Raw genomic sequence first — 20,852 nt, forward strand, 5'->3', positions numbered from 1 at the left:
CAACGTCCCCCAAAGGAGTGGGAGAGAAAATTTAAATCCCTTTCTCCCTCCAGCCAAGAACCCTCGACTGGTAGTGCCTCCTCGGGAAGATTTCGAGGGGGTCGAGTCCATTCTCCCTTATGAGGTGCCTCAGCTCGACCTCGTAGTCGGCCTTCTCCAGCTCCTCGCTCTCCCTGATTTCAACGACGAAGAGCCTCTCGGTCAGCTCGCGTACCGTCCTGTAGCCGAGGCCGAGGAGCGGGCGTACGTAGGCAACGCCAAAGCGGTCCTCCAGCGAGCGGGCCTTCGGCAGGTCGAGGAGCGGAACCCTGTCGTCCCTCCTCGTTCCGTCGCTGACCCTCTCAACCTCCGGGAGAGAAGCGAGGGCCTCCAAAGCCTTCTCGTGGATGAACTGTATCGCGTTGTTGGGATGCCCATCTTCAATGGCAATCTCAGCCGCATTTTCCAGAATTTCCCTGGGCAGGTAGAGGGTTTGGTGCTCGAAGCCCAGCCTTTCCGCGGTTTCCCTGGCGAAACGCCAGTTGTCGAGTAGGCCGAAGCTCACCGTTACGAGCTTCACCTCGTAGCCGAGCCTGGTTAGAATCCACGCGGCTAAACTTGAGTCTTTTCCACCTGAATAGAGATGATGGACGAGCACGACGATCACCAGGGGAATGAGGTGGGGAGCCCTTATTAAGCTGACCCGAAAGGGTTTTAGGGGAGTTGGGTAATACCTGATTGGTGGATGTAATGCCCGTTGTCACGAAGAAATACCAGGTCACGATACCCAAGGAGGTCAGGGAGGCCCTTGGGATCAACGCCGGGGACGAGGTCGTTTTCGTGAGAACCACGGAGGGGTATGTGATAAAACCCCTCGACGAGTTCCTGAAGGAGATGGCCGAGCTGGCAAAGGACGTGGAGAAGACCGTTGATGACCTCAGACGGGGACTCGGGAAGGGAGTGGAAGGCTCCCTGAAGGAACTGGGTGACTGAGATGAAGGTCGTCCTGGATACCAACGCCTTTAACAACTGGAGGTTTCTCAAGTGGCTCAAATCCTCAAGCCTAGAGCCCTTCATAAGCACAGTAACCTACACCGAGTACCTCTACCACATCGCCAAGAAGAAAGGCGACTTTGGAATCGCGCTTGAGAACTTTGAAACCCTTCTATGGGCGATTGGAATTAAGGTCATGGCCTTTGACGTCGAATCGGCCCGGCTGGCTGTTGAAAAGGCCCTCGGTCGCTGGGACTTCTCCGAGAACGCAAGGGACTACATGATAGGGGCTTTGGCCCTGAAGCTCAACGCACCGCTCATAACCTACAACAAGAAGCACTTCGAGTGGTTCCCCGAGGTCTTGACTCCCGAGGAAGCGATGCAGCATTTTGGGGATTAGCTTTAAAAGGCCAACCTTTATAAGGCCTTCAGCAAACCGCGAGAGGCTTAGAGGTGAGAGAGATGGAGAAACGCTTACCGGGTAAGGTGAGACGCGCCGTGCGGGCGAGATACTACGATATCCCTCCACGGGCGTGGATAGGCAAGCGAGGGCTTGATGAGGGTGTCATCGAAGAGATAAGGACTCAGCTGGAGAAGGACGGCATCCTCAAGGTTGAGATAAGGAAGGGCGCCCTTATCAACACTGGACTCGACAGGCAGACCCTGGCCAGAAAAGTCGCGGAAATGACCGACAGCGAACTCATCGACGTGCGCGGCAAAAGGTTTATATTGTTCAAACCGAGGGAAGGTTGGGAAAAGTATTTAAGGAAGCTCCAGAGAAAGGAGCTTTCGAAGGAAAAGCGGGAGGAGAAGCCCGTTAAGAAAGTCAGGCTCGATATCGCTCAATTCAGGAGGAAATTCAAGAAGGGGAGGGATTGAAGGATGGCGACCGTTTACGACGTTCCCGGTGATTTGCTCGTTGAGAGGGTTGCGCAGAAGCTCAAGGAGATAGAGGCTATAAAGCCGCCCGAGTGGGCCCCGTTCGTCAAGACCGGGAGGCACAAGGAGAGAATCCCGGAGCAGGACGACTGGTGGTACTACCGCGTTGCCAGCGTCTTCAGGAAGGTCTACGTCGACGGCCCGGTCGGCATCGAGAGGCTCAGGACCTGGTACGGCGGCAGGAAAAACCGCGGCCACGCCCCGGAGCACTTCTACAAGGCCGGGGGAAGCATCATAAGGAAGGCCCTCCAGCAGCTCGAGGCTGCCGGCTTCGTCCAGAAGGTTCCGGGAGAGGGCAGGGTCGTTACCCCGCAGGGACAGAGCTTCCTTGACAAGATTGCCACCGAGCTCAAGAAGGAGCTCGAGGAGCAGATACCCGAGCTCAAGAAGTACTGAGCTCGGCCTTTTTTCAAACCTCTGCCCCCTTCTGCCGGCTGTCTATGCCAGGAAATGTTTTTAGGGCAACCTCGAATTTTTCTATGGGTTTCGATTGATACCCCGAACGCTACCTAAGGTGAGGATATGCCGCTGAGAAAAACCCTCACGGTCCTTGCTGTGCTGTATCTGCTCATCCTCCCTCTTGCGAGTGCCGGAGAGTTCCGTCTGAGCTCCATAACGGTCATCTCCAACGGCGAGGACGCTTTCCTGCTGGCCACCTGGTGGCTCTATGACTATCAGTGCCAGTGCCCGGGAACCGAGCCGTGCTGTTCCCCCGCACCGGTCTCCGCCTGGGTTGACATCTACCACTTCAACGGCACCTCCCTGAGCTACGTTGGAAGATCGGGATACGCCGGGGACTTGCCGGTCGCCTTTGTACCTCCGGGTTTCCCAGATCTGCCCTCCAACGCCTGGCTCGTCTTCAACGGCACCCATCTGTTCTGGTTCATGCCTGAAGAGAAATGCGTTCGCACGCTGGGTGAACTCCGCCAGGGTTTCGGAAGCGTGAGGCTCAGCCCGCCGGACGTTTACGTTGCCCACCGCAACGGGACGTTTGAGGTTTACCGCGTTACCGAAGACGCTTTCTTCAGGGTAAACGAGCCCGCCGGGGAGCACGTCTCTTACGTTCCACCCGGGTTCAACGTCAGCATCTCCGGTCAGAGCCTCGTGGTTGAGGGCGGTGGGGGGCGGTACGAGATACCCCTCGCGGAGCTGGAGGAATACTACTCCAGGCAGGACCTCGAGCATCTCGCGGCGGTTCCGGTCGCCGGTGGAGTGCTCATCTACTACGTTCCCGGTCATCACCCGGACAACAGTTCGATTCCCATTGAGAATCCCTCCGAAGTTCCACTGCTCTTTTATCGCGGCGGAACTCTCGCGGTGTACACCCTCGTAGAACCCGCTTATACGGGGTCGTCAGCTTCTTGGCCCGGGTGGGTCAGTTTCAATTATTCCCAATGTTCCGGCGGCCCTGAACCATCCGAAGATTTCACAACGGCGGTGTGGCTCGTCGTGGCGGTCCTTGGGGCGGTGGTTCTCATCCTGACCCTGGGGAGAAGGTGAAGCCCTGAAACGCAAAGCCTTTTAACCCCCTCCCCAATCTTAACCCGGAGGTGAGGGCCATGGCTGAGGACATAGAGGAGATCAGGAAGCGCAAGCTCATGGAACTTCAGAGGAAGTACCTCGAACAGCAGAAGGCCCAGGAGGAGGCTTTGAGGCAGGAGATGGAGCTTGAGGCCCAGCTCGATGCCATAATGCGGAGAATTCTTACCCCCGAGGCCAGGGAGAGGCTTGGCAGGGTTAAACTCGTCAAGCCAGAGCTCGCGAGACAGGTTGAGCTCGTTCTGGTCCAGCTCTACCAGGCGGGCCAGATAAGGGAGCCCATCGACGACGCCAAGCTCAAGAGGATTCTGGCCCAGATAGACGAGAGAACGCGCAGGGACTACACGATTAAGTGGTGAGCCCGGAAGGTGACCCAATGGACGCCAGGCAGATAGTGGAGATCCTTGACGAAAAGGGAGAGGTTAGTCTGGACACCTGGAAGGCCGTCTCGGTGAAGAAGAACAAGGACGGGACGGTCGATCTTCTCTACCGCAACCTCCACGTTGGAACCGACGACGACCCCGTTTTCCTCTGGATTTACGCGAATATCGTTGAGGAGGACTGGGACGTTCGGATTCTGGAGAGGATAACCTTCAAGCGCGAGGACCTCGCCTGGTTACTCCGCTACGTGGTTAAAAAAGGCGAAGGTTTATAAGGGCTATATAAAATAGCCGGCCGGTTGGGGGTGTTGGAGTGAGCAATCGTAGGGTTTGCCCGGTCTGCGGCTCGACGGAGTTCATATACGACCCGGGTAGGGGTGAGATAATCTGTAAGGTTTGCGGTTACGTTATTGAGGAGAACGTCGTTGATACGGGACCGGAGTGGCGCGCTTTTGACGCCAGTCAGAGGGAGAAGCGTGCCCGCGTTGGAGCCCCGGAGAGTATTCTCCTTCATGACAAGGGACTCTCAACCGACATCGGCATCGACAGGAACCTCTCCGGACTGATGCGTGAGAAGATGTACAGGCTCAGGAAGTGGCAGAGCCGCCTCCGCGTCAGCGACGCCGCCGAGCGTAACCTCGCGTTCGCACTGAGCGAGCTGGATAGAATCGCCTCCCAGCTGAAGCTCCCGAGGCACGTGGAGGAGGAGGCCGCGAGGCTCTACCGTGAGGCAGTGAGGAAGGGGCTTATAAGGGGCCGTTCAATTGAAAGCGTAATAGCGGCATGCGTTTACGCATCCTGCAGGCTTCTGAAGGTCCCGAGAACCCTCGACGAGATAGCCGACATCTCCCGCGTTGACAAGAAGGAGATAGGAAGGAGCTTCCGCTTCATAGCCCGGAACCTCAACCTCACGCCAAAGAAGCTCTTCGTCAAGCCAACCGACTACGTAAACAAGTTCGCGGACGAGCTGGGCCTGAGTGAGAGGGTGAGGAGAAGGGCCATCGCGATACTCGAGGAGGCCTACGACCGCGGACTCACAAGCGGAAAGAGCCCGGCCGGCCTGGTTGCGGCTGCACTCTACATCGCCGGCCTACTGGAGGACGAGAAGAGAACCCAGCGCGAGGTGGCCGAGGTAGCGCGCGTCACCGAGGTCACCGTGAGGAACCGCTACAAGGAGCTCGTGGACAAGCTCAACCTGAAGATACCGGTTTGAGGAAAAGAAAAGGTCAGCGCTTCCCAAACCAGCTCTCCAGCGTTGCCTGCTTTCCCGCCTTTACCGCCTTTTTCAGCCTCTCAAGACCGTTCTTCACCCTCTCCTCGCTGAAGTCGTGCTCGTCGCAGAGGAACTTGAGGATTCCTTCCTCATCCGGCTCGCGCCACTTGAGCTCGTATTCATCGGTAACCGGCGGGTTGAGGAAGAACTCCTTTATGGCGTACAAATCAACGTCGCTGTCCTTGTTGTACTTCTTCAGTGGGTCCTTGCTGCGCTTGACGATGGTTAGGGCTTTTTTCGGCCCGATGCCTTTAATCCCGCCCGGATTGTAGTCGGTGCCCACCAAGATGGCCATCTCAATGAGCTTCTCCCTGTCTATGCCGAGCTCCTTGAGAACCTCCTCCAGAACTATCAGCTCCGGCCTGACCTCGACGTAGACGTTCTTCCCCGGGAGCTTTCTCCGCCCGGTTATCGTGACGTTTCTGACAAGCCTGGGCGCACCGAAGAGGAGCGAGTCGTAGTCCTGGCTGGCGGAGGCGTAGACCTTCTTTCTCGCCGCCATGTAGGCGGCCTGGGCCTCACCCTCGCTCGGCGCCTGGACTACCGGGATTCCCATCAGCTCAAGGAGCCTCTTGGCGTCGTTTATGAGCCCCTCGTTTACGCGGGTTGCGCGCATCGCGTACTTCTTCGCCTCTTCGAGGTCGCCCCTTTCGAGGGCCTCGTACCACTTCTCCTCGGCCTCTTCCCTTGCCTCGCGGCGCTTCTCTATCTCCCTCTTCTTGAACTCCGGCGGCTTGCCGTCGAACACGTACGCCGGCTTTATCCCAGCTTCCATGAGGTTGATGTTCCTGTAGAAGAGCCCGCTGAGGTGGGAGGTTATCCTTCCCCGGGAGTCCATGAGCGGCGTTCCGTCGCGCTGACGAATGGTCGAGAGGAACTGGTATATCGCGTTGAAGGCATCTATCGCGACCTTCCTTCCGTAGAGGTTCTCCAGCTCTATCTCCTTCCTAGGAACGAGCTCGCCTATCTGTACGCCCATACAATCACCCCTTGATGGGAAGAACGTCACGGCCCTATTTAGGGTTTGTCTATTCTTCGACCTCCCCAAGGGTCTTAGTCAGCTCGTCGGCGTCCTCCTCGGTGATGCCGTGTTCGATGAGGAAGCGTTTGTAGCTGTCCTCCCGCTGCCTTTCCCGCGTGTACACCCAGCCCATAGCGGCTATGAGGGCCGCCATCCCGAGGAGCACCCCCCAGCCGAGTTCCGTGAGGTCGAGAGTTATGAGGAGCTCCTTTACCAGCGCCAGCACGCCTATCTCAACTACGTTCTTCATCGGAACGTGGTGGTAGATGATGTACATGACGATTATCTCGAAGATTTCGAGGAAGATGAGGACGAGGACTATGCCCTGAAGAGCCTGCTCTGGCGCGAAATTGACCAGTGAGTTTATCGCCAGGTCCAGTATCATCCTGACGACATAGAGCATGGTGAGCGTGCCGAGGGCTATGACAACGAAGTCGAAGAGAATGCTCAGCAGTCGTAGGGCCCTTCGCTCGGCCCTGCTTCCGAAAGTCCTCACGCTATCACCTGAATTGTTGGTTTGGACGTCGGGATTAATAAGGATTTTGGAGTTTTGGCCGGGTTTTAAATCAACGGTGTCCAACCTCTGGTTCTTTTAACGTCCGTCGATTCCCTCATCGTCAAAAAGAGAGGAGAAAAGTTATAACCGCTTTTACGGACGGGAAAATGTGACTCTCATCGGAGTGAGGTGATTGAGATGGACAGGAACCTTGAGGCACTTTTCAGACCGAAGAGCATCGCCGTTATCGGCGCTTCGGAGAAGCCGGGCAAGATCGGCTACGCTGTTATGAAGAACCTCGTTGAGTACGGCTACGAGGGCAAGATATACCCGGTCAACGTTAAGGGTGTTGAGATAGAGATAAACGGGAAGAAGTTCAAGTCCTACAAGAGCATCCTCGACGTTCCGGACGAGGTCGATATGGCCGTCATCGTCGTCCCGGCCAAGTTCGTCCCGCAGGTCGTCGAGGAGTGCGGCCAGAAGGGTGTTAAGGTTCTCCCGATCATCAGCTCGGGCTTCGGCGAGCTCGGAGAGGAGGGCAAGAAGGTCGAGAGGCAGATAGTCGAGACCGCCCACAGGTACGGCATGAGGATCCTCGGCCCGAACATCTTCGGCGTCGTCTATACCCCCGCCAAGATGAACGCCACCTTCGGGCCCACCGACGTCATGCCGGGCAACCTGGCCCTCATCAGCCAGAGCGGTGCGCTGGGAATAGCCCTCATGGGCTGGACCATCCTCGAGAAGGTCGGCCTCTCAGCCGTCGTCAGTGTCGGAAACAAGAGCGACATAGATGACGCCGACCTTCTCGAGTTCTTCAAGACCGACGACAACACCAAGGCCATCCTCATCTACATGGAGGGCGTCAAGGACGGGAGGCGCTTCATGGAGGTTGCCAGGGAGGTCAGCAAGGAGAAGCCGATAATCATCATCAAGGCCGGAAGGAGCGAGCGCGGTGCCAAAGCAGCCGCTTCCCACACCGGTTCGCTCGCCGGCGCTGACAGCATCTACACCGCAGCGTTCAAGCAGAGCGGCGTCCTGAGGGCCCTCACCATCGGCGAGGCTTTCGACTGGGCCAGGACTCTGAGCAACCTCCCGGAGCCGGAGGGGGAGAACGTCGTCATCCTCACCAACGGCGGTGGAATAGGAGTTATGGCCACCGATGCCGCCGAGGAGGAGGGACTGCACCTCTACGACGACCTCGAGGAGCTCAAGGTCTTCGCCAACCACATGCCGCCCTTCGGAAGCTACAAGAACCCGGTTGACCTCACCGGCATGGCCGGCGCGGAGAGCTACGAGGGCGCCGTCAGGGACGCCCTTGCGAACCCGAACATGCACGCCGTGGCCGTGCTCTACTGCCAGACCGCCGTGCTCGACCCGCGCGACCTGGCCAGGATCGTCATCCGCGAGTACAACGAGAGCGGCAGGAAGAAGCCCCTCGTCGTTGCAATCGTCGGCGGCATAGAGGCCAAGGAAGCCATCGACATGCTCAACGAGGAGGGCATCCCGGCCTATCCGGAGCCGGAGAGGGCCATCAAGTCCCTCGCGGCCCTCTACAAGTGGAGCAACTGGAAGGCCAGGCAGAGGAGGGAGTGATTTTTTCATTTCTTCTAAATCTCTTCGCTGTTCTCCAGTCCTCCCAAGTGTTTTTAACGTGCGTCTCCCATATAAACATAGGGGAGTGCCATGCTCATCGCCCTCATAAGCGACATCCACTCCAACATCGAAGCGCTGAAAGCCGTTTGGCGGGAGGTTAAACGGGCCGACGCGATACTCTGCATGGGCGACCTGGTCGGCTACGGGGCTTCGCCAAACGAGGTCGTTGAGTTCGTGAGGAAGCGGATGGAGAAAAGGACTTTCCTCTGCGTCCGCGGCAACCACGACAACGCTATAGCCTTCGGAGCGGAGTGGGGCTTCAACCCCTACGCGCGGGAAGCCGTCAGGTGGCACCAGCGGGTGATGAGCATTGAAAACCTCGAATTTCTCAGAAGACTCCCAGTGAGGCAACTCTTTACGGACGACACCGGCCGGAGCTACCTCCTCATCCACGGCTCCCCGAGGGCCCCGCTGGACGAGTACCTCTTTCCATGGCTCCCGGATGAGGAGTTCAAAGCGGTTTTGAGCTACGTCCGTCAGGACGATCTCCTGGTCGGCCACACCCACGTGCCCATGCTGAGGGTGCTGGGGGGCAGGAGGATCATCAACCCCGGAGGCGTTGGGCAGCCCAGGGACGGGGACTGGAGGGCGGCATGTGCACTGATCGACACCGATGGGGAGCCCCCTGATAACGTTGAGTTCCGCAGGGTGGAGTACGACGTTCAGGAAGCGGCGAGAAAGATACTTGATGCCGACCTGCCCCGCTTCCTGGCGGAGAGGCTGTACGAGGGGTATTGAAAAGGAGGAATCACCGTCCGAGGCCGGAGGATCCCCCTGAGACCTTCACGGAGGAAGGTGGTCTTCTGAGCTTGGATTTGACGGCGAGTTTGCTCGAGTCGATGATTATGACCTCACCGATGCTCTTAACGGCGCTGACGGGGATGAGGAGCAGACCCTCGTGATCCGTGACGAATTCGCCGGTGTCGAGGTCCTCGTCCGGCTCGGCCACTATCACAAGAATATCGCCGGTTTCCTCATCAAAGCTGAGATCGTAGACCCAGCCGAGCCTTACCCCGGTGTCGGTTATGAGCTCGACGTCCCTAAGCTTGGAAGCCATTATCTTGACCATTTTCGTCACCTCGATATCCCCCGGTTTAATCGTCCGGCCTCCTTTGGGAGAACATATCTCCCATCGGTTTGTGGGTTCATCACCTATTCCCGTTGCCGGTTTCGGTTCCCACCACAGGCCCGGCCCCAGGCCCGTTACCCCCACCGGCAAACCGGATTGGGGTTATCATTCGAATTCCCCGGAGTTTAGACCCTGGAAAGGGGTACGGGGAATACCATTAAAGACAGGCGGACTCCCGAGGGACTTTCCGTTGTTTAAATGACCGGGAAATATTTAAGGATTTCGACAGGATTAATTTTGCAGATGTTCCCCAAAAGATAGTTATTGGGAAAAGAACGAAATCACAGAAAATGGGAAATCAGAAGGTGTAGTAGTCGGGTCCCTCCGTTTTCTTTCCGGTCCTCTTCTTCCTGTTCTCGTCGAAGTTCTGGTAGTACTCGACCATGTAGGGCGTTATGCTCGGGCGTACCTTCTTGAGGGCCGCCTCGAAGTCCTTCCTGGAAACCCTGAGCCTCTCAAGGAACTCCTCGCTCTCCTCCTCGACGACCTCCACCGGCATCTCTCCCATTATCCTGCGCATCGCCAGCAGGGCCGCTTCTCTGACGAGGGCCTCGATGTCGGCACCGGAATATCCCTCGGTCTTCTTCGCCAGCTCACGGAGGTTTACATCCCCCGCAAGAGGAACGCGCTTCGTGTGGACCCTGAGTATCTCCAGTCTGGCCTTCTCATCGGGTGCCGGAACGAGTATCAGCCTGTCGAACCTTCCCGGCCTCAGCAAAGCCGGGTCGAGGATGTCCGGCCTGTTGGTCGCCGCTATGACGACCACACCGCTGTTGCGCTCTATGCCGTCCATCTCGGTGAGGAGCTGGTTGATGAGCCTGTCCGTAACGCGGTCGCCCTCCATGCCCCTGGCGGGGGCTATCGCGTCAATCTCGTCTATGAATATCACCGTTGGAGCCGCCTGCCTTGCCTTCCTGAATATCTCCCTCACGCGCTTCTCGCTCTCGCCCACCCACTTGCTGAGAACCTCCGGGCCGCGGATACCGATGAAGTTGGCCTCGCTCTCCGTCGCCACGGCCTTGGCCAGGAGCGTCTTACCCGTTCCGGGCGGGCCGTAGAGGAGCACACCCCTCGGTGGCTCAATGCCGAGCCTCTGGAACGCCTTGGGATATTTCATCGGCCACTCGACCGCCTCTTTGAGCTCCTGCTTTACCCCCTCAAGGCCGCCTATGTCCTCCCAGCGGACGTTCGGCATCTCGATGAGCACTTCCCTGAGCGCCGACGGCTCGACCATCTTGAGGGCCTCGTAGAAGTCCGCCTTCCTCACACGGAGTTCCTGGAGAACCTCGGGGGGTATCTTCTCGTGTTCGGGGCTTATCTTGCCCTCGTTTATGAGCCTCCTGAGGACGACCATCGCGGCCTCCCTGGCGAGGGCGGCTAAGTCTGCGCCGACGAAGCCGTGCGTCTTCTCCGCGATTCTTTCGAGCATCCTGTCGATGAGCCGGGTTCTGACCTCAGGGTAAACCTCGCTCGCACTCTTCAGGATTTCCTTTATCTCATCCCCGTCCCTGGCCCCTTCGATGCGCTCCACGAGTTTTCTGAGAACCTCCTCGTCAAAGGCTTTCTTTTTGAGGAGCTCCTTCAGAACCCTGAGGACGGTCTCCCTGTCGTAATCCGGCTCGAGGGGCATCCCCCTTGTGTGTATCTGGAGTATCTCCTTCCTGCCCTTCTTGTCGGGAACCCCCACCTCTATCTCCCTGTCGAAGCGTCCGGGCCTTCTGAGGGCTGGATCCAGGGCATCCGGCCTGTTGGTAGCTGCTATGACTATGACCTTTCCGCGTCCCTTCAGGCCGTCCATCAGAGTAAGCAGCTGGCTGACAACGCGTTTTTCAACCTCCCCAACGACCTCCTCTCTCTTGGGGGCTATCGCGTCAATCTCATCGATGAATATGATGCTGGGGGCGTTCTCTTCGGCCTCCTTGAATATCTCCCTCAAACGCTCCTCGCTCTCACCGTAGAATTTGCTCATGACCTCCGGACCGTTGATGGCTATGAAGTGGGCGTTGGCCTCGTTGGCAACGGCCTTCGCAAGCAGCGTTTTACCGGTTCCGGGCGGACCGTAGAGGAGCACACCCTTCGGCGGTTCAATTCCAAGGCGCTCAAAGAGCTCCGGGTGCTTGAGCGGAAGCTCGACCATCTCGCGTATCTTTTGAATCGCATCGTTCAGGCCGCCGATGTCCTCGTAGGTGACCTCTGGGATGGCCTCCTCGCGCACCTCAACCGCCTGCGGGAGGACCTCAACCTCGGTGTTGTAGGTTATCTGGACGACGCCCTTGGGGTTGGTGCTGACCACCACGAACTTCAGCTCCCCGAACCCGAGGGGCATTGTCTCGAAGAGCCCCCTGAGCAGCTCGTCAAAGGGCGAGCCGCCGTAGTAGGTCTCCCCCCTGCTGCTGGCGACCACCAGGTCCCCCTTCACCACGGGCCTTCCCAGGAGGTTCTGCTTCACCATATCGCCGGGTATCTGGATGAAGACGCCCTTCTGGGCCGGGGCAAGGGTGACCTTCTTTGCCTCCTGCACCTCGGCCTTCGCTACCGTCACGTAGTCGCCTATGCTGACCCCGGCGTTCCTCCTGATGTAGCCGTCCATTCTGATGATGTCCAGTCCCCGGTCGTCCGGGTGCGGGTTTGCGACTATCGCGGCGGTTGTGCGGTCGCCTATCAGCTCCACGATGTCGCCCGGCTCCACCCCAAGCTGCTTCTGGAACTTCCTGTCGAAGCGGACTATTCCCCTGCCGACGTCCCTCTTAAGGGCCTCTGCAACGCGGAGCTTAATCTTCTCGTACCTCTCCTCATCCTTACCGAAGATCATCTTGACCGCCTCCTCTTCTGCCTGTCTATCGCCTCATCCAGCGTTAGATTGCCCAGCGCGACTTCGCGGGCCAGTCTGGAAGATATCGTGATGTTTCCACTCAGCTCGCGGCTCCGCCTCTTTATATCCTCTATCTCGCGCTTTGTTGGCTCCTTAACCTCAAGCAGGTCGCCTATGGGGACTTCCTTTCCCTCGCGCAGGCCTATGTTTATGGCCGCCACGATGTCCTGCACCTGGGACACCTCTATGCCGCCCACCTTTGGGGTGGTCCTCGATTCATTCACAACTACGAGGGGGTAATCGTAGCCGAGCACGTCCGCGAGGGCCCTGAGCATGAGCACCCTCTGCCTCTTGGCGCCGTGGCCGATTTTGATTTTAGCACCGGGGTACTTGTCCAGCAGGTTGAGGATTACCTCAACGTCGCGCGGGCTCTTCAGGTGGTGAACCTCGAGCACACGGTTATCCGCGACAACGCTCAGCCCGGGCCTCTCCCCGGGGTCTATGGCGATGTAAATCCTCTTAAACCTCTCCCTGCCTTCGAGCTTCGCCAGGAGTTCGTCTATGAAGTTTTCATCCCTGACAATAACCGTAACCGGAAACCGGATTTTTTTGTAGTCTCTTTCCCCCGTGAGGACCACTTCAACATCGAAAGGAATCTCCTCACCCACCTGAAGGCTGTGGAAGGGTATGCCGTACTCCTTCAGCACTTTGGTGGCGGTGTAGTAAACGCGGGCGTCGCTCGTTACGATGGCTACTCTCATGATTCCCACTTGGTTTCATCAATTAAAAACCTTTCTAACCGGCCGAATCACAGAATTTGGCCATGAAACGCTTTAAATTGGTAGAAAAAAGTTTATAAGCCATTATCGGGAGGTAGAAACGGGGATCGGGATGCAGCCTCCTAAGAAAAAGAAGAAGGTCGAGGAGTTCGAAGGGGAAGAGCTTTTCGAGGAAGAGGAGGAGTGGGACCTGGAGGATGACGAGTTTGAGGACAATGACTGGGAATCCGAGTGGGAGGAGGAAGACTGGGAAGAGGACGAGGAATGGTGAGTTAAACGTTTCCTTTTACGCAACCCATTTATAGCAAGCCGCCATCTTTTCTGCCGGTGATAGAATGGCGTTCCTGAAGGTCGTTCCTCTGGAAAAGGCGCTTGAGGTTATTGATTCATTCCCCCTTGAACCCAATGTCGAAGAGGTTCCGCTCGAGGAGGCACTCGGCAGGGTTCTCGCTGAGGACATCAGCTCCCCCACAGACGTTCCGCCCTTCGACAGGGCAACCGTCGACGGCTACGCGGTTCGTGCCGAGGATACCTTCATGGCGAGCGAGAGCGAGCCGGTGAGGCTGAAGGTTGTCGGAGAGATAAACGCAGGCGACACTCCGACGGTGGAGCTCAAGCCCGGTGAGAGCGTTTACATCTCCACGGGCGCACCGCTGCCGAAGGGCGCCGACGCGGTGATACAGTTCGAGGATGTGGACAGGGAAGGCGACGAGGTGGTCATCTACAAACCGGCCTACCCTGGCCTCGGCGTCATGAAGGCTGGAGCCGACATCCCGAAGGGGAAGGCCCTTCTCAAACGTGGAACCCGGCTGACCTTCAAGGACACCGCACTTCTCTCGGCGGTCGGCTTCTCGAAAGTCAAAGTCTTCAGGAAGCCCAGGGTTGCCGTGATAAGCACAGGAAACGAAGTGGTTCTCCCAGGGACTGAGCTGAGGTACGGTCAGATATACGACATAAACGGCCGCGCCATAGCGGACGCGGTTAGAGAGCTCGGTGGCGAGGCCCTTTTCCTTGGAATAGCCAGGGACGACCGTGAAAGCCTGAAGGAACTAATCCTCAAAGGCCTCGAGTGCTGCGACATGGTAATCCTCAGCGGTGGCGCGAGCGGTGGGATAAGGGACCTCACCAGCTCGATAATCGAGGAGCTCGGGGAGGTGAAAATCCACGGCATAGCGATACAGCCGGGCAAGCCCACGATAATAGGCCTCATAGACGGGAAGCCAATCTTCGGCCTTCCTGGCTACCCGACCAGCTGTCTCACCAACTTCACCCTTCTCGTTGCTCCGCTCCTCAGGAAGCTCCTTGGCAGGGAGAGCGAGGTCAGGAAGGTCAGGAAAAAGCTCGCCCACAAGGTCTTCTCGGTCAAGGGCAGGCGTCAGTTCCTCCCGGTCAGGATAGAGGACGAAAAGGCGGTGCCGATACTCAAGGGAAGCGGAGCGGTCACGAGCTTCATCGACGCCGACGGCTTCATAGAGGTGCCGGAGAACGTCGAGATACTTGATGCGGGTGAAGATGTGGAAGTTACGTTCTTCGGATGAGGCTGCCGTTCTTCCAAATTTCCCATCAAAACCTTTTTTAAACTCCTCCACCTTCTTTTCCCAGGTGGAAGACTATGCTGGACATAAAGCTCATCCGTGAAAATCCCGATATCGTCAGGGGCGACCTCATAAAGCGCGGGGAGATAGAGAAGCTCAAGTGGATAGACGAGATTCTGGAGCTCGACGCCAGGTGGCGCGAGAACCTGAAGAAGATCAACGCCCTCAGGAAGGAGCGCAACCAGCTGGCGGTTCAGATAGGCAAGCGCAAGAAGGCCGGAGAGCCGATAGACGACCTCCTTGCGAGGAGCAACGAGATAGTGAAGCAGATTGAGGAGCTCGAGAAAGAAGTCGAGGAGCTGAGGAAGAAAATCGACTACTACCTCTGGCGCCTGCCGAACATCACCCACGAGAGCGTTCCCGTCGGCAAGGACGACACCGAGAACGTCCCCATAAGGTTCTGGGGCAAGGCTCGCGTCTGGGAGGGCTTCCTCGAGAGCTTTAAGGAGCAGAGCCTCGGGAAGATGGACTACGAGGTTCTCGACTGGAGGCCGAGGCTCCACGTTGATATGCTGGAGCTCCTGAGGGGGGCGGACATTGAGAGGGCCGCGAAGGTCAGCGGCGCGAGGTTCTACTACCTCATGAACGAGCTGGTCATCCTCGACCTGGCGCTGCTCCGCTTCGCCCTCGACAGGCTCATTGAGAAGGGCTTCGTCCCGGTCATACCGCCCTACATGGTGCGCCGCTTTGTTGAGGAGGGCGTCACGAGCTTCGGTGACTTCGAGGACGTCATATACAAGGTTGAGGGTGAGGACCTCTACCTCATTCCAACGGCGGAACACCCTCTGGCGGGACTCCACGCCAACGAGATAATCGAGGGCAAAGACCTGCCGCTCCTCTACGCCGGCGTGAGCCCCTGCTTCCGCAAGGAGGCCGGAACGGCGGGCAAGGACACGAAGGGAATCTTCCGCGTTCACCAGTTCCACAAGGTCGAGCAGTTCGTCTATTCGAGGCCCGAGGAGAGCTGGGAGTGGCACGAGAAGCTCATCCAGAATGCGGAGGAGATATTCCGGGAGCTTGAGATTCCCTACAGGGTCGTGAACATCTGCACCGGCGATCTGGGCTATGTCGCCGCCAAGAAGTACGACATCGAGGCATGGATGGCGGGCCAGGGCAAGTTCAGGGAGGTTGTTTCGGCGAGCAACTGCACCGAGTGGCAGGCGAGAAGGCTGAACATCCGCTACCGCGACAAGACCCACGAGAAGCCCAAGTTCCTCCACACCCTCAACTCGACGGCCATAGCCACCTCGAGGGCAATCGTTGCCATCCTCGAGAACTTCCAGACCGAGGAGGGCGTCGTGAAGCTCCCGAAGGCCCTCTGGAAGTACACGGGCTTCAGGGAGATTCTGCCGGCCCACATGAAGGAGCGCTGCTGCCAGGATTAAGCCCTTTCCATTTTCTGCAATCTTGTACTGTACGGAGTACAAGGATTTATAAAGGGTTGTACTGTATGTAGTCCATGATGGGCCATGATTGAAAGGGGAACCTGGGCCGAGGTGGTTCTCGATTACCGTTCACTGCCCTTCGATGGGGTGGAGCGGGAAATCGAGGTGAGAATCCCCAGCACCCAGATGGCACTGGCGATAATCGGACCGAGGAGAGTTGGGAAGACCTACCTCATGCGCCAAATCATCGAGAAACTCAGGTCGGAGGGTGTTCCGGAGGAGAAGGTCGCCTACGTGAACCTTGAGGACCCGAGGCTTGTGGGGGCTTCCCTTGAGGATCTGATGACACTCCTGGAAGTCCTGAGGGAGATGGGTGGCGAGAGACTTCATATCTTCCTCGACGAGGTTCAGGTCGTTGATGGCTGGGAGCGCTTCGTCCGCTACCTCCTCGATATGGGTAACAGGGTCTTCGTATCAGGCTCCTCCTCAAAGCTCCTCTCGAAGGAGATAGCGACCCAGTTGAGGGGGCGCTCGGTATCGGTTCGCGTCTTTCCCTTTTCCTTCGGGGAGTTTTTGAAGGCGAGGGGATTTGCGGTTAAGCGCTACCTCTCAAGTGCTGAGAAAGCGGAGCTTAAAAGTCTTCTGCGGGAGTACCTCGAATGGGGAGGCTATCCAGAGGTTGTGCTCAACCCCCACATGAGGATTGAAGTCCTCAGGGGAATCCTCGACCTCGCAATCTACCGCGACATCGTGGAGCGCTGGCAGGTCAGGAACATCTCGGCTTTGAGGCTTCTCCTGAAGATCCTGGCCCGCTCAAGCCATCTCACCCTCACCAGGGCCTACTCGACGATGAAGAGCCTTGGAGTTTCGATAGGCAAGGGAACCCTCGCCGATTACCTCGAATACCTGAGCGATGCGTTCATTCTGCACCGGCTTCCCCCCTATGTGAAGTCCTACAAGAAGGCGGAACTGCTCGGCTTCAAGCCCTACCTCGTTGATAACGGCCTGCTGAGGATTACGGGGGTAAAGGACAAGGGGAGACTGCTTGAAAACCTCGTCATGGTTGAACTTCTGAGGCGGGGCTTTGAGCCGGGAGAGGATCTGTTCTACGTTCCCGGCGATGACTGGGAGGTAGATTTCCTTGCTGGAGATGAGCTGATTCAGGTCAGCTACGAGTTCCATCCCCTCAACCGGGAGCGCGAGCTTAAAGCCCTTGTTAGTGCCTCGGAGCGGATTGGTGCGGAGAGGCTTACAGTGATTACGTTCGCCGACCGGGAGAGGGTTGAGCTGAAGGGTAAAAAAATCGAGGTCGTGCCTCTCCACGAGTGGCTTCTCCGCTAAACCCCTCCCCGCTCCCTCACCTTCCTCCTCACGTTGGGGTCGCGGTCGGCGATGAGCTTCAGCGCCTCCTCGAAGGGCATCCAGTCGGGAACTTCCTCGTTGATGTAGATTCCGGTTCTTCCTATCGCGTCCCTCCTCGTGAGCACATGGACGCGCTCGGTGACGATGTCCACGCTCACGCCGAGGGTTTTAGCAACTTCACTCTCCCTTCCGACCACTTCCCTCTCGAGGTGGCCTTTCTCCGTCGGAATTATCAGAATGAGCTTTTTATTCACGCCGGGGACGCGCTCCTTCGTTTTCACACCCCACAAATCAACCGCCCCGCCCCACCGGTAAAACTCAAGCTCCCTGTCGGTGGGGTCGATTAACGGGAACGTTACGGTTGTTTCCCCGTCTATCTCGATGACCCCCTTGATGAGGTGCCAGGGCGTCGCCATGACTATCTTCCTCTGCCCCACGAGCCCCTCAAGGGCGAGTTCGATGAGGTAGCTCGGCACCCTGTAGGGTATGAAGATGTCCACGTCGCTGTCCCGCCTGACGTCTCCCCGGGCGACGCTGCCGTAGAGGAGAGGGTCGAACTGGGCCAGGCGTTCCATTATCTTGAGCGCCTTCTCGCGCTTCTCCCGGAGGTAGCGCCACCTCTTTGGGGGGTACGTCACTTCCCGTTCATCCCATATCCTGACGACTTTTTCCCTCGGCATCTGAGGGAGTTCGGGGGAAAGTTTAAAGCCCTACCGATAGCGTTTTATACAAACCCATCGACTTCGAGGTGGTGAAAAAAAATGCCAGTGCTCGGGTTCAACATAACCAAGGTTGAAATGAAGAAGGTTTCCTTTTCCGTCCCAGCCGGCCAGATCGAGGTCAGGCTCTCGCCGAAGATTGAGGAGATTCGCCTCGGGGAGATCAGGACCCCAACAGGCAAGCTGAACGGCATAGAAATCCTCTTCAGATACGAGATAGAGTACAACCCCAAGATCGCCGACGGTGCGATCGATGGCGTCATACTCTACCTTCCGCCGCGGAAGGAGAAGATGGACGAGATACTCAACCTCTGGGAGGATGAGAAGAAGATAGACCCCGTCACCTTCGCGGAGGTCGTCAACTTCATAACCAAAGAAGTCTCCCCGATGCTGATGCTTCTCGCGAAGGAGATGCGCCTGCCGTACCACGTACCCCTCCCAAGGGTCGAGGTCAGGTCATCCTAATCTCTTTTAATTCTCTCAGAGTGAGCGATAGACTCCCTCGGCCTCATGGATTTTTTCCAGAACCTCAACGAGTCCCTCCCTCTTCATGGCGTTCTCTCCGAGTTCCAGGGCCTTCGTGTGTTTTCCCCTGTCGGTGTAGTACTCCATGTTCTCGATGTCCTCCAGCACATCCACGCGGCTGTTTAACGCGGCGAAGTGTTTAAGTGCGGCGAGCCTCACCCGCACCCTGAACTCCATACCGCTCCGGGTCTCGAGGGCGCTCCTGTACGTCTCCATAGCCTCATCAAGCTTCCCTATCCCCATTAGAGCCTCGGTCAGCTCCACGAGCTTATTCGTCGCCATCTCGTCGTTGCCCTTTGAGCGGTGGGCACTTATCACCTGGTACAGTATTCTGGCGGCGTTAAGGCCGATGAGCTTGGCCCTGTTGAAGTTCCTCGCCAGCATGTACGCGTACTGGGCCTTGACGAGGCAGGTGGTGGTGCCGTCCAGGTCACCGTCGGAGTAGGCTATCTTGCTTGCCCTCTCAAAGTTCTTTGCAGCGGTGTCCATCATCTCAATGAAATGGATGTCGTAGCCAAACAGCGCCCGTATAAAGGCCGCGAGGCGGTAGAACGCTTCCGCCGCCCTTTCGATATCCCCGCTTTCCAGCCTGCTTTCCGCGACCTGGCCGTAGAGGGTTATCATTGTCTCGGCTATCCTCTTGTACGCCTCGATGTTGTCCACCAGCTTGTAGTACCTGTAGGCGGACTCGTACGCCTTTATTGCCATCTCTATATCATCGTTGTCCTGATAGGACGCCCCAAGGTCCTCGTAGATTCCGGCGAACTCCTCCGCATACTTTGTCAGGCTCCTGCGGTCATTCAGAGTGGCGAATATCTCAAGGACACTGAAGCAGTACTCATCGAGAACATCGACGTCAACCTCGGGTCTGGATATCTCACCGTCTATAAGGTCAAGATAGAGGTAGGCGCTCTTCAGAAGAGAGGGCCGGGCCTTTTCAACGGACTTCGTTCTCTCCAGAAGAACGTAACCGAGGTATTTGTACAGCCTGGCCGCGTCCTCACTCATTCCGGCCTCCTCATAGCCCTTCGCGGCCCGCAGCATAAGTTTGAGCCCCTCTTTCACCTGACCGCCGTTGATTTTTTTGATGGCGAGCTGTTCGAGGTCCTCTGGCCCTTCCAGCCCCATGCTACCCACCAAATTTCTCACCCCATATGATTCAAGTCCCTGACGGTTGCCTAAATCTTGACCCTCCAGATATTTAAGCGTTGTCTATGCCCAGACTATTCTGTACCCCGCTGCCTTTCTCAGTCTGTTCATCACCGCGAATCCCAGTCCCCTCTCCTCGATTCCCTCCGCGATTATGACGTCCACACCGCGTTTATCCAGCTCCCTGAGCGCCCTGAAGAGGTTCCTCGCCACTTCCTCCTCGGTACTCCCCAGGTGGAAGAACTCGTCCGCGTCGTACTCCTCCGTGGCCATCACTCCAACGGTGAGGCCATCCGCGCGGTACTCGTGCACCAGCTCGGTTATCTTACGCCTCACGTTCTCCCTCTTTCCCTCGACCACTATAACCTGGGCGTTCGGCGAGTAGTGCCTGTACTTCATCCCGGGGGAGCGGGCGACGTCCACGAGCTTGCCCCTGACCGCAGGATGTATCTCAATCCCGCCGATGACCTTTTCGATCTCTTCCAGCGGGAGGCCGCCGGGCCTCAGCAGGGTCGGCCTCTCCGAGCTGAGGTCTATCACCGTTGATTCTACACCTATCTTAGTCTCGCCGCCGTCGATTATGCACTCTATCCTCCCGTAGAAGTCGTCTATGACGTGCTCCGCCAGGGTGGGGCTCGGCTTTCCGCTTATGTTCGCTGAGGGTGCCGCCACGGGGGTGCTCGCTCTTATAAGCGCGAGGGCTATCGGGTGCGCCGGCATTCTGACGGCCACGGTGTCGAGGCCGCCGGTGGTGACGTCCGGGACGTTCTCATTCCTCGGCAGGACCATCGTCAGGGGGCCCGGCCAGAACCTCTCGGCGAGGAGCCTTGCCTCACGGGGAACATCCCTCGCGAGCCGCCCCAGATCGCTGAAGTCCGCTATGTGAACGATGAGTGGATTGTCCGCCGGCCTGCCCTTGGCCTCGAATATCCTCCTCACGGCCAGGGCGTTCAGGGCATCTGCACCGAGGCCGTAAACGGTCTCGGTCGGGAACGCGACCAGCTTCCCCTCCAGTATGAACCTGGCGGCTATCTTTATGCCCCTCTCATCGACTCCGTCTCGCATGTTGATTACTACCGTCATGCTCTCACCCCTCAGCCTTCACGGAGTCGGGGCCGTTAAAA

Annotated in this window: 24 protein-coding genes; 15 read left to right on the forward strand and 9 right to left on the reverse strand. The window is 57.7% G+C overall.

The window, feature by feature from the left end:
* Nucleotides 1-31 precede the first annotated feature (31 nt).
* Nucleotides 32-637, reverse strand: coding sequence for an asparagine synthase-related protein (locus tag E3E42_RS06765; protein ID WP_167903678.1), 606 nt, complete (start codon nucleotides 635-637; stop codon nucleotides 32-34).
* 92 nt (nucleotides 638-729) lie between these two features.
* Here E3E42_RS06765 and E3E42_RS06770 point away from each other — a divergent pair, with 92 nt between their 5' ends.
* From E3E42_RS06770 to E3E42_RS06805, 8 genes are all read left to right on the forward strand, one after another.
* Nucleotides 730-972 (forward strand): AbrB/MazE/SpoVT family DNA-binding domain-containing protein, encoded by a 243-nt coding sequence (locus E3E42_RS06770; RefSeq protein ID WP_167903679.1) that lies wholly within the window; start codon nucleotides 730-732, stop codon nucleotides 970-972.
* A 1-nt stretch (nucleotide 973) separates the two neighbouring features.
* Nucleotides 974-1,372 carry a type II toxin-antitoxin system VapC family toxin gene (locus tag E3E42_RS06775; protein WP_167903547.1) on the forward strand — a complete coding sequence of 133 codons (399 nt, stop codon included), beginning with the start codon at nucleotides 974-976 and terminating at the stop codon, nucleotides 1,370-1,372.
* A 62-nt stretch (nucleotides 1,373-1,434) separates the two neighbouring features.
* Complete coding sequence (locus E3E42_RS06780) at nucleotides 1,435-1,851, forward strand: YhbY family RNA-binding protein (RefSeq protein ID WP_167903548.1); 417 nt, start codon at nucleotides 1,435-1,437, stop codon at nucleotides 1,849-1,851.
* A gap of 3 nt (nucleotides 1,852-1,854) precedes the next feature.
* On the forward strand, nucleotides 1,855-2,307 hold the full coding sequence (locus tag E3E42_RS06785; protein WP_139681173.1) for a 30S ribosomal protein S19e: 453 nt from the start codon (nucleotides 1,855-1,857) through the stop codon (nucleotides 2,305-2,307).
* Between the two features lie 126 nt (nucleotides 2,308-2,433).
* Nucleotides 2,434-3,411 carry a hypothetical protein gene (locus E3E42_RS06790; protein ID WP_167903549.1) on the forward strand — a complete coding sequence of 326 codons (978 nt, stop codon included), beginning with the start codon at nucleotides 2,434-2,436 and terminating at the stop codon, nucleotides 3,409-3,411.
* Nucleotides 3,412-3,470: 59 nt separating this feature from the next.
* Complete coding sequence (locus tag E3E42_RS06795; RefSeq protein WP_167903680.1) at nucleotides 3,471-3,809, forward strand: DNA-binding protein; 339 nt, start codon at nucleotides 3,471-3,473, stop codon at nucleotides 3,807-3,809.
* Nucleotides 3,810-3,826: 17 nt separating this feature from the next.
* Nucleotides 3,827-4,105: a hypothetical protein gene (locus E3E42_RS06800; RefSeq protein WP_167903550.1), complete on the forward strand. Its 279-nt coding sequence runs from the start codon at nucleotides 3,827-3,829 to the stop codon at nucleotides 4,103-4,105.
* A 38-nt stretch (nucleotides 4,106-4,143) separates the two neighbouring features.
* The gene (locus tag E3E42_RS06805; RefSeq protein WP_058938946.1) at nucleotides 4,144-5,043 is read left to right on the forward strand and encodes a transcription initiation factor IIB; all 900 of its coding nucleotides are present in this window, start codon (nucleotides 4,144-4,146) and stop codon (nucleotides 5,041-5,043) included.
* A 13-nt stretch (nucleotides 5,044-5,056) separates the two neighbouring features.
* Here E3E42_RS06805 and fen read toward each other — a convergent pair whose 3' ends face one another.
* Nucleotides 5,057-6,082: a flap endonuclease-1 gene (fen, locus tag E3E42_RS06810; protein ID WP_167903551.1), complete on the reverse strand. Its 1,026-nt coding sequence runs from the start codon at nucleotides 6,080-6,082 to the stop codon at nucleotides 5,057-5,059.
* Between the two features lie 49 nt (nucleotides 6,083-6,131).
* Nucleotides 6,132-6,620 (reverse strand): phosphate-starvation-inducible PsiE family protein, encoded by a 489-nt coding sequence (locus E3E42_RS06815; protein WP_167903552.1) that lies wholly within the window; start codon nucleotides 6,618-6,620, stop codon nucleotides 6,132-6,134.
* 198 nt (nucleotides 6,621-6,818) lie between these two features.
* On the opposite strand from E3E42_RS06815, the gene acs reads away from it, so the two are divergent.
* Together acs and E3E42_RS06825 are read left to right on the forward strand one after the other, a co-directional pair.
* Nucleotides 6,819-8,213, forward strand: a complete 1,395-nt coding sequence (gene acs, locus E3E42_RS06820; RefSeq protein ID WP_167903553.1) for an acetate--CoA ligase alpha subunit — start codon at nucleotides 6,819-6,821, stop codon at nucleotides 8,211-8,213.
* A gap of 90 nt (nucleotides 8,214-8,303) precedes the next feature.
* Nucleotides 8,304-9,011, forward strand: coding sequence for a metallophosphoesterase (locus E3E42_RS06825; protein ID WP_167903554.1), 708 nt, complete (start codon nucleotides 8,304-8,306; stop codon nucleotides 9,009-9,011).
* Between the two features lie 10 nt (nucleotides 9,012-9,021).
* On the opposite strand, the gene E3E42_RS06830 is transcribed toward E3E42_RS06825, so the two are convergent.
* The 3 genes from E3E42_RS06830 to E3E42_RS06840 all read right to left on the reverse strand — a co-directional run bounded on the left by E3E42_RS06830 (nucleotide 9,022) and on the right by E3E42_RS06840 (nucleotide 12,975).
* Nucleotides 9,022-9,342, reverse strand: coding sequence for a PRC-barrel domain-containing protein (locus E3E42_RS06830; RefSeq protein ID WP_167903555.1), 321 nt, complete (start codon nucleotides 9,340-9,342; stop codon nucleotides 9,022-9,024).
* A 358-nt stretch (nucleotides 9,343-9,700) separates the two neighbouring features.
* Nucleotides 9,701-12,214 (reverse strand): CDC48 family AAA ATPase, encoded by a 2,514-nt coding sequence (locus tag E3E42_RS06835; protein ID WP_167903556.1) that lies wholly within the window; start codon nucleotides 12,212-12,214, stop codon nucleotides 9,701-9,703.
* On the reverse strand, nucleotides 12,211-12,975 hold the full coding sequence (locus E3E42_RS06840; protein ID WP_167903557.1) for a hypothetical protein: 765 nt from the start codon (nucleotides 12,973-12,975) through the stop codon (nucleotides 12,211-12,213). The genes E3E42_RS06835 and E3E42_RS06840 overlap by 4 nt, the downstream gene beginning before the upstream one ends.
* Nucleotides 12,976-13,105: 130 nt before the next feature.
* On the opposite strand from E3E42_RS06840, the gene E3E42_RS06845 reads away from it, so the two are divergent.
* The 4 genes from E3E42_RS06845 to E3E42_RS06860 all read left to right on the forward strand — a co-directional run bounded on the left by E3E42_RS06845 (nucleotide 13,106) and on the right by E3E42_RS06860 (nucleotide 17,314).
* Nucleotides 13,106-13,264, forward strand: a complete 159-nt coding sequence (locus E3E42_RS06845; protein ID WP_167903558.1) for a hypothetical protein — start codon at nucleotides 13,106-13,108, stop codon at nucleotides 13,262-13,264.
* A 64-nt stretch (nucleotides 13,265-13,328) separates the two neighbouring features.
* Entirely contained in the window at nucleotides 13,329-14,531 is a 1,203-nt protein-coding gene (gene glp / locus E3E42_RS06850; protein ID WP_167903559.1) for a gephyrin-like molybdotransferase Glp, read from the forward strand.
* A 74-nt stretch (nucleotides 14,532-14,605) separates the two neighbouring features.
* Nucleotides 14,606-15,973 (forward strand): serine--tRNA ligase, encoded by a 1,368-nt coding sequence (gene serS / locus E3E42_RS06855; protein ID WP_167903560.1) that lies wholly within the window; start codon nucleotides 14,606-14,608, stop codon nucleotides 15,971-15,973.
* 84 nt (nucleotides 15,974-16,057) lie between these two features.
* Nucleotides 16,058-17,314, forward strand: coding sequence for an ATP-binding protein (locus tag E3E42_RS06860; RefSeq protein WP_167903561.1), 1,257 nt, complete (start codon nucleotides 16,058-16,060; stop codon nucleotides 17,312-17,314).
* Here the strand turns inward: E3E42_RS06860 and E3E42_RS06865 are convergent.
* Nucleotides 17,311-18,015, reverse strand: coding sequence for a nucleotidyltransferase domain-containing protein (locus tag E3E42_RS06865; RefSeq protein WP_167903562.1), 705 nt, complete (start codon nucleotides 18,013-18,015; stop codon nucleotides 17,311-17,313). The two genes, E3E42_RS06860 and E3E42_RS06865, sit on opposite strands and share 4 nt — an antisense overlap.
* An 81-nt stretch (nucleotides 18,016-18,096) precedes the next feature.
* On the opposite strand from E3E42_RS06865, the gene E3E42_RS06870 reads away from it, so the two are divergent.
* Entirely contained in the window at nucleotides 18,097-18,519 is a 423-nt protein-coding gene (locus E3E42_RS06870; protein WP_167903563.1) for a hypothetical protein, read from the forward strand.
* Nucleotides 18,520-18,534: 15 nt separating this feature from the next.
* Here the strand turns inward: E3E42_RS06870 and E3E42_RS06875 are convergent, their stop codons facing one another.
* Complete coding sequence (locus tag E3E42_RS06875; RefSeq protein WP_370519627.1) at nucleotides 18,535-19,716, reverse strand: hypothetical protein; 1,182 nt, start codon at nucleotides 19,714-19,716, stop codon at nucleotides 18,535-18,537.
* A 75-nt stretch (nucleotides 19,717-19,791) separates the two neighbouring features.
* A complete protein-coding gene (locus tag E3E42_RS06880) occupies nucleotides 19,792-20,811 on the reverse strand; it encodes an L-threonylcarbamoyladenylate synthase (RefSeq protein ID WP_167903564.1) in 1,020 nt (339 codons plus the stop codon).
* Between the last annotated feature and the right edge of the window lie 41 nt (nucleotides 20,812-20,852).

Origin of the sequence: Thermococcus sp. JdF3 (assembly GCF_012027495.1) — an archaeon.
In the GTDB taxonomy this organism is placed as follows: Archaea; Methanobacteriota_B; Thermococci; order Thermococcales; family Thermococcaceae; genus Thermococcus.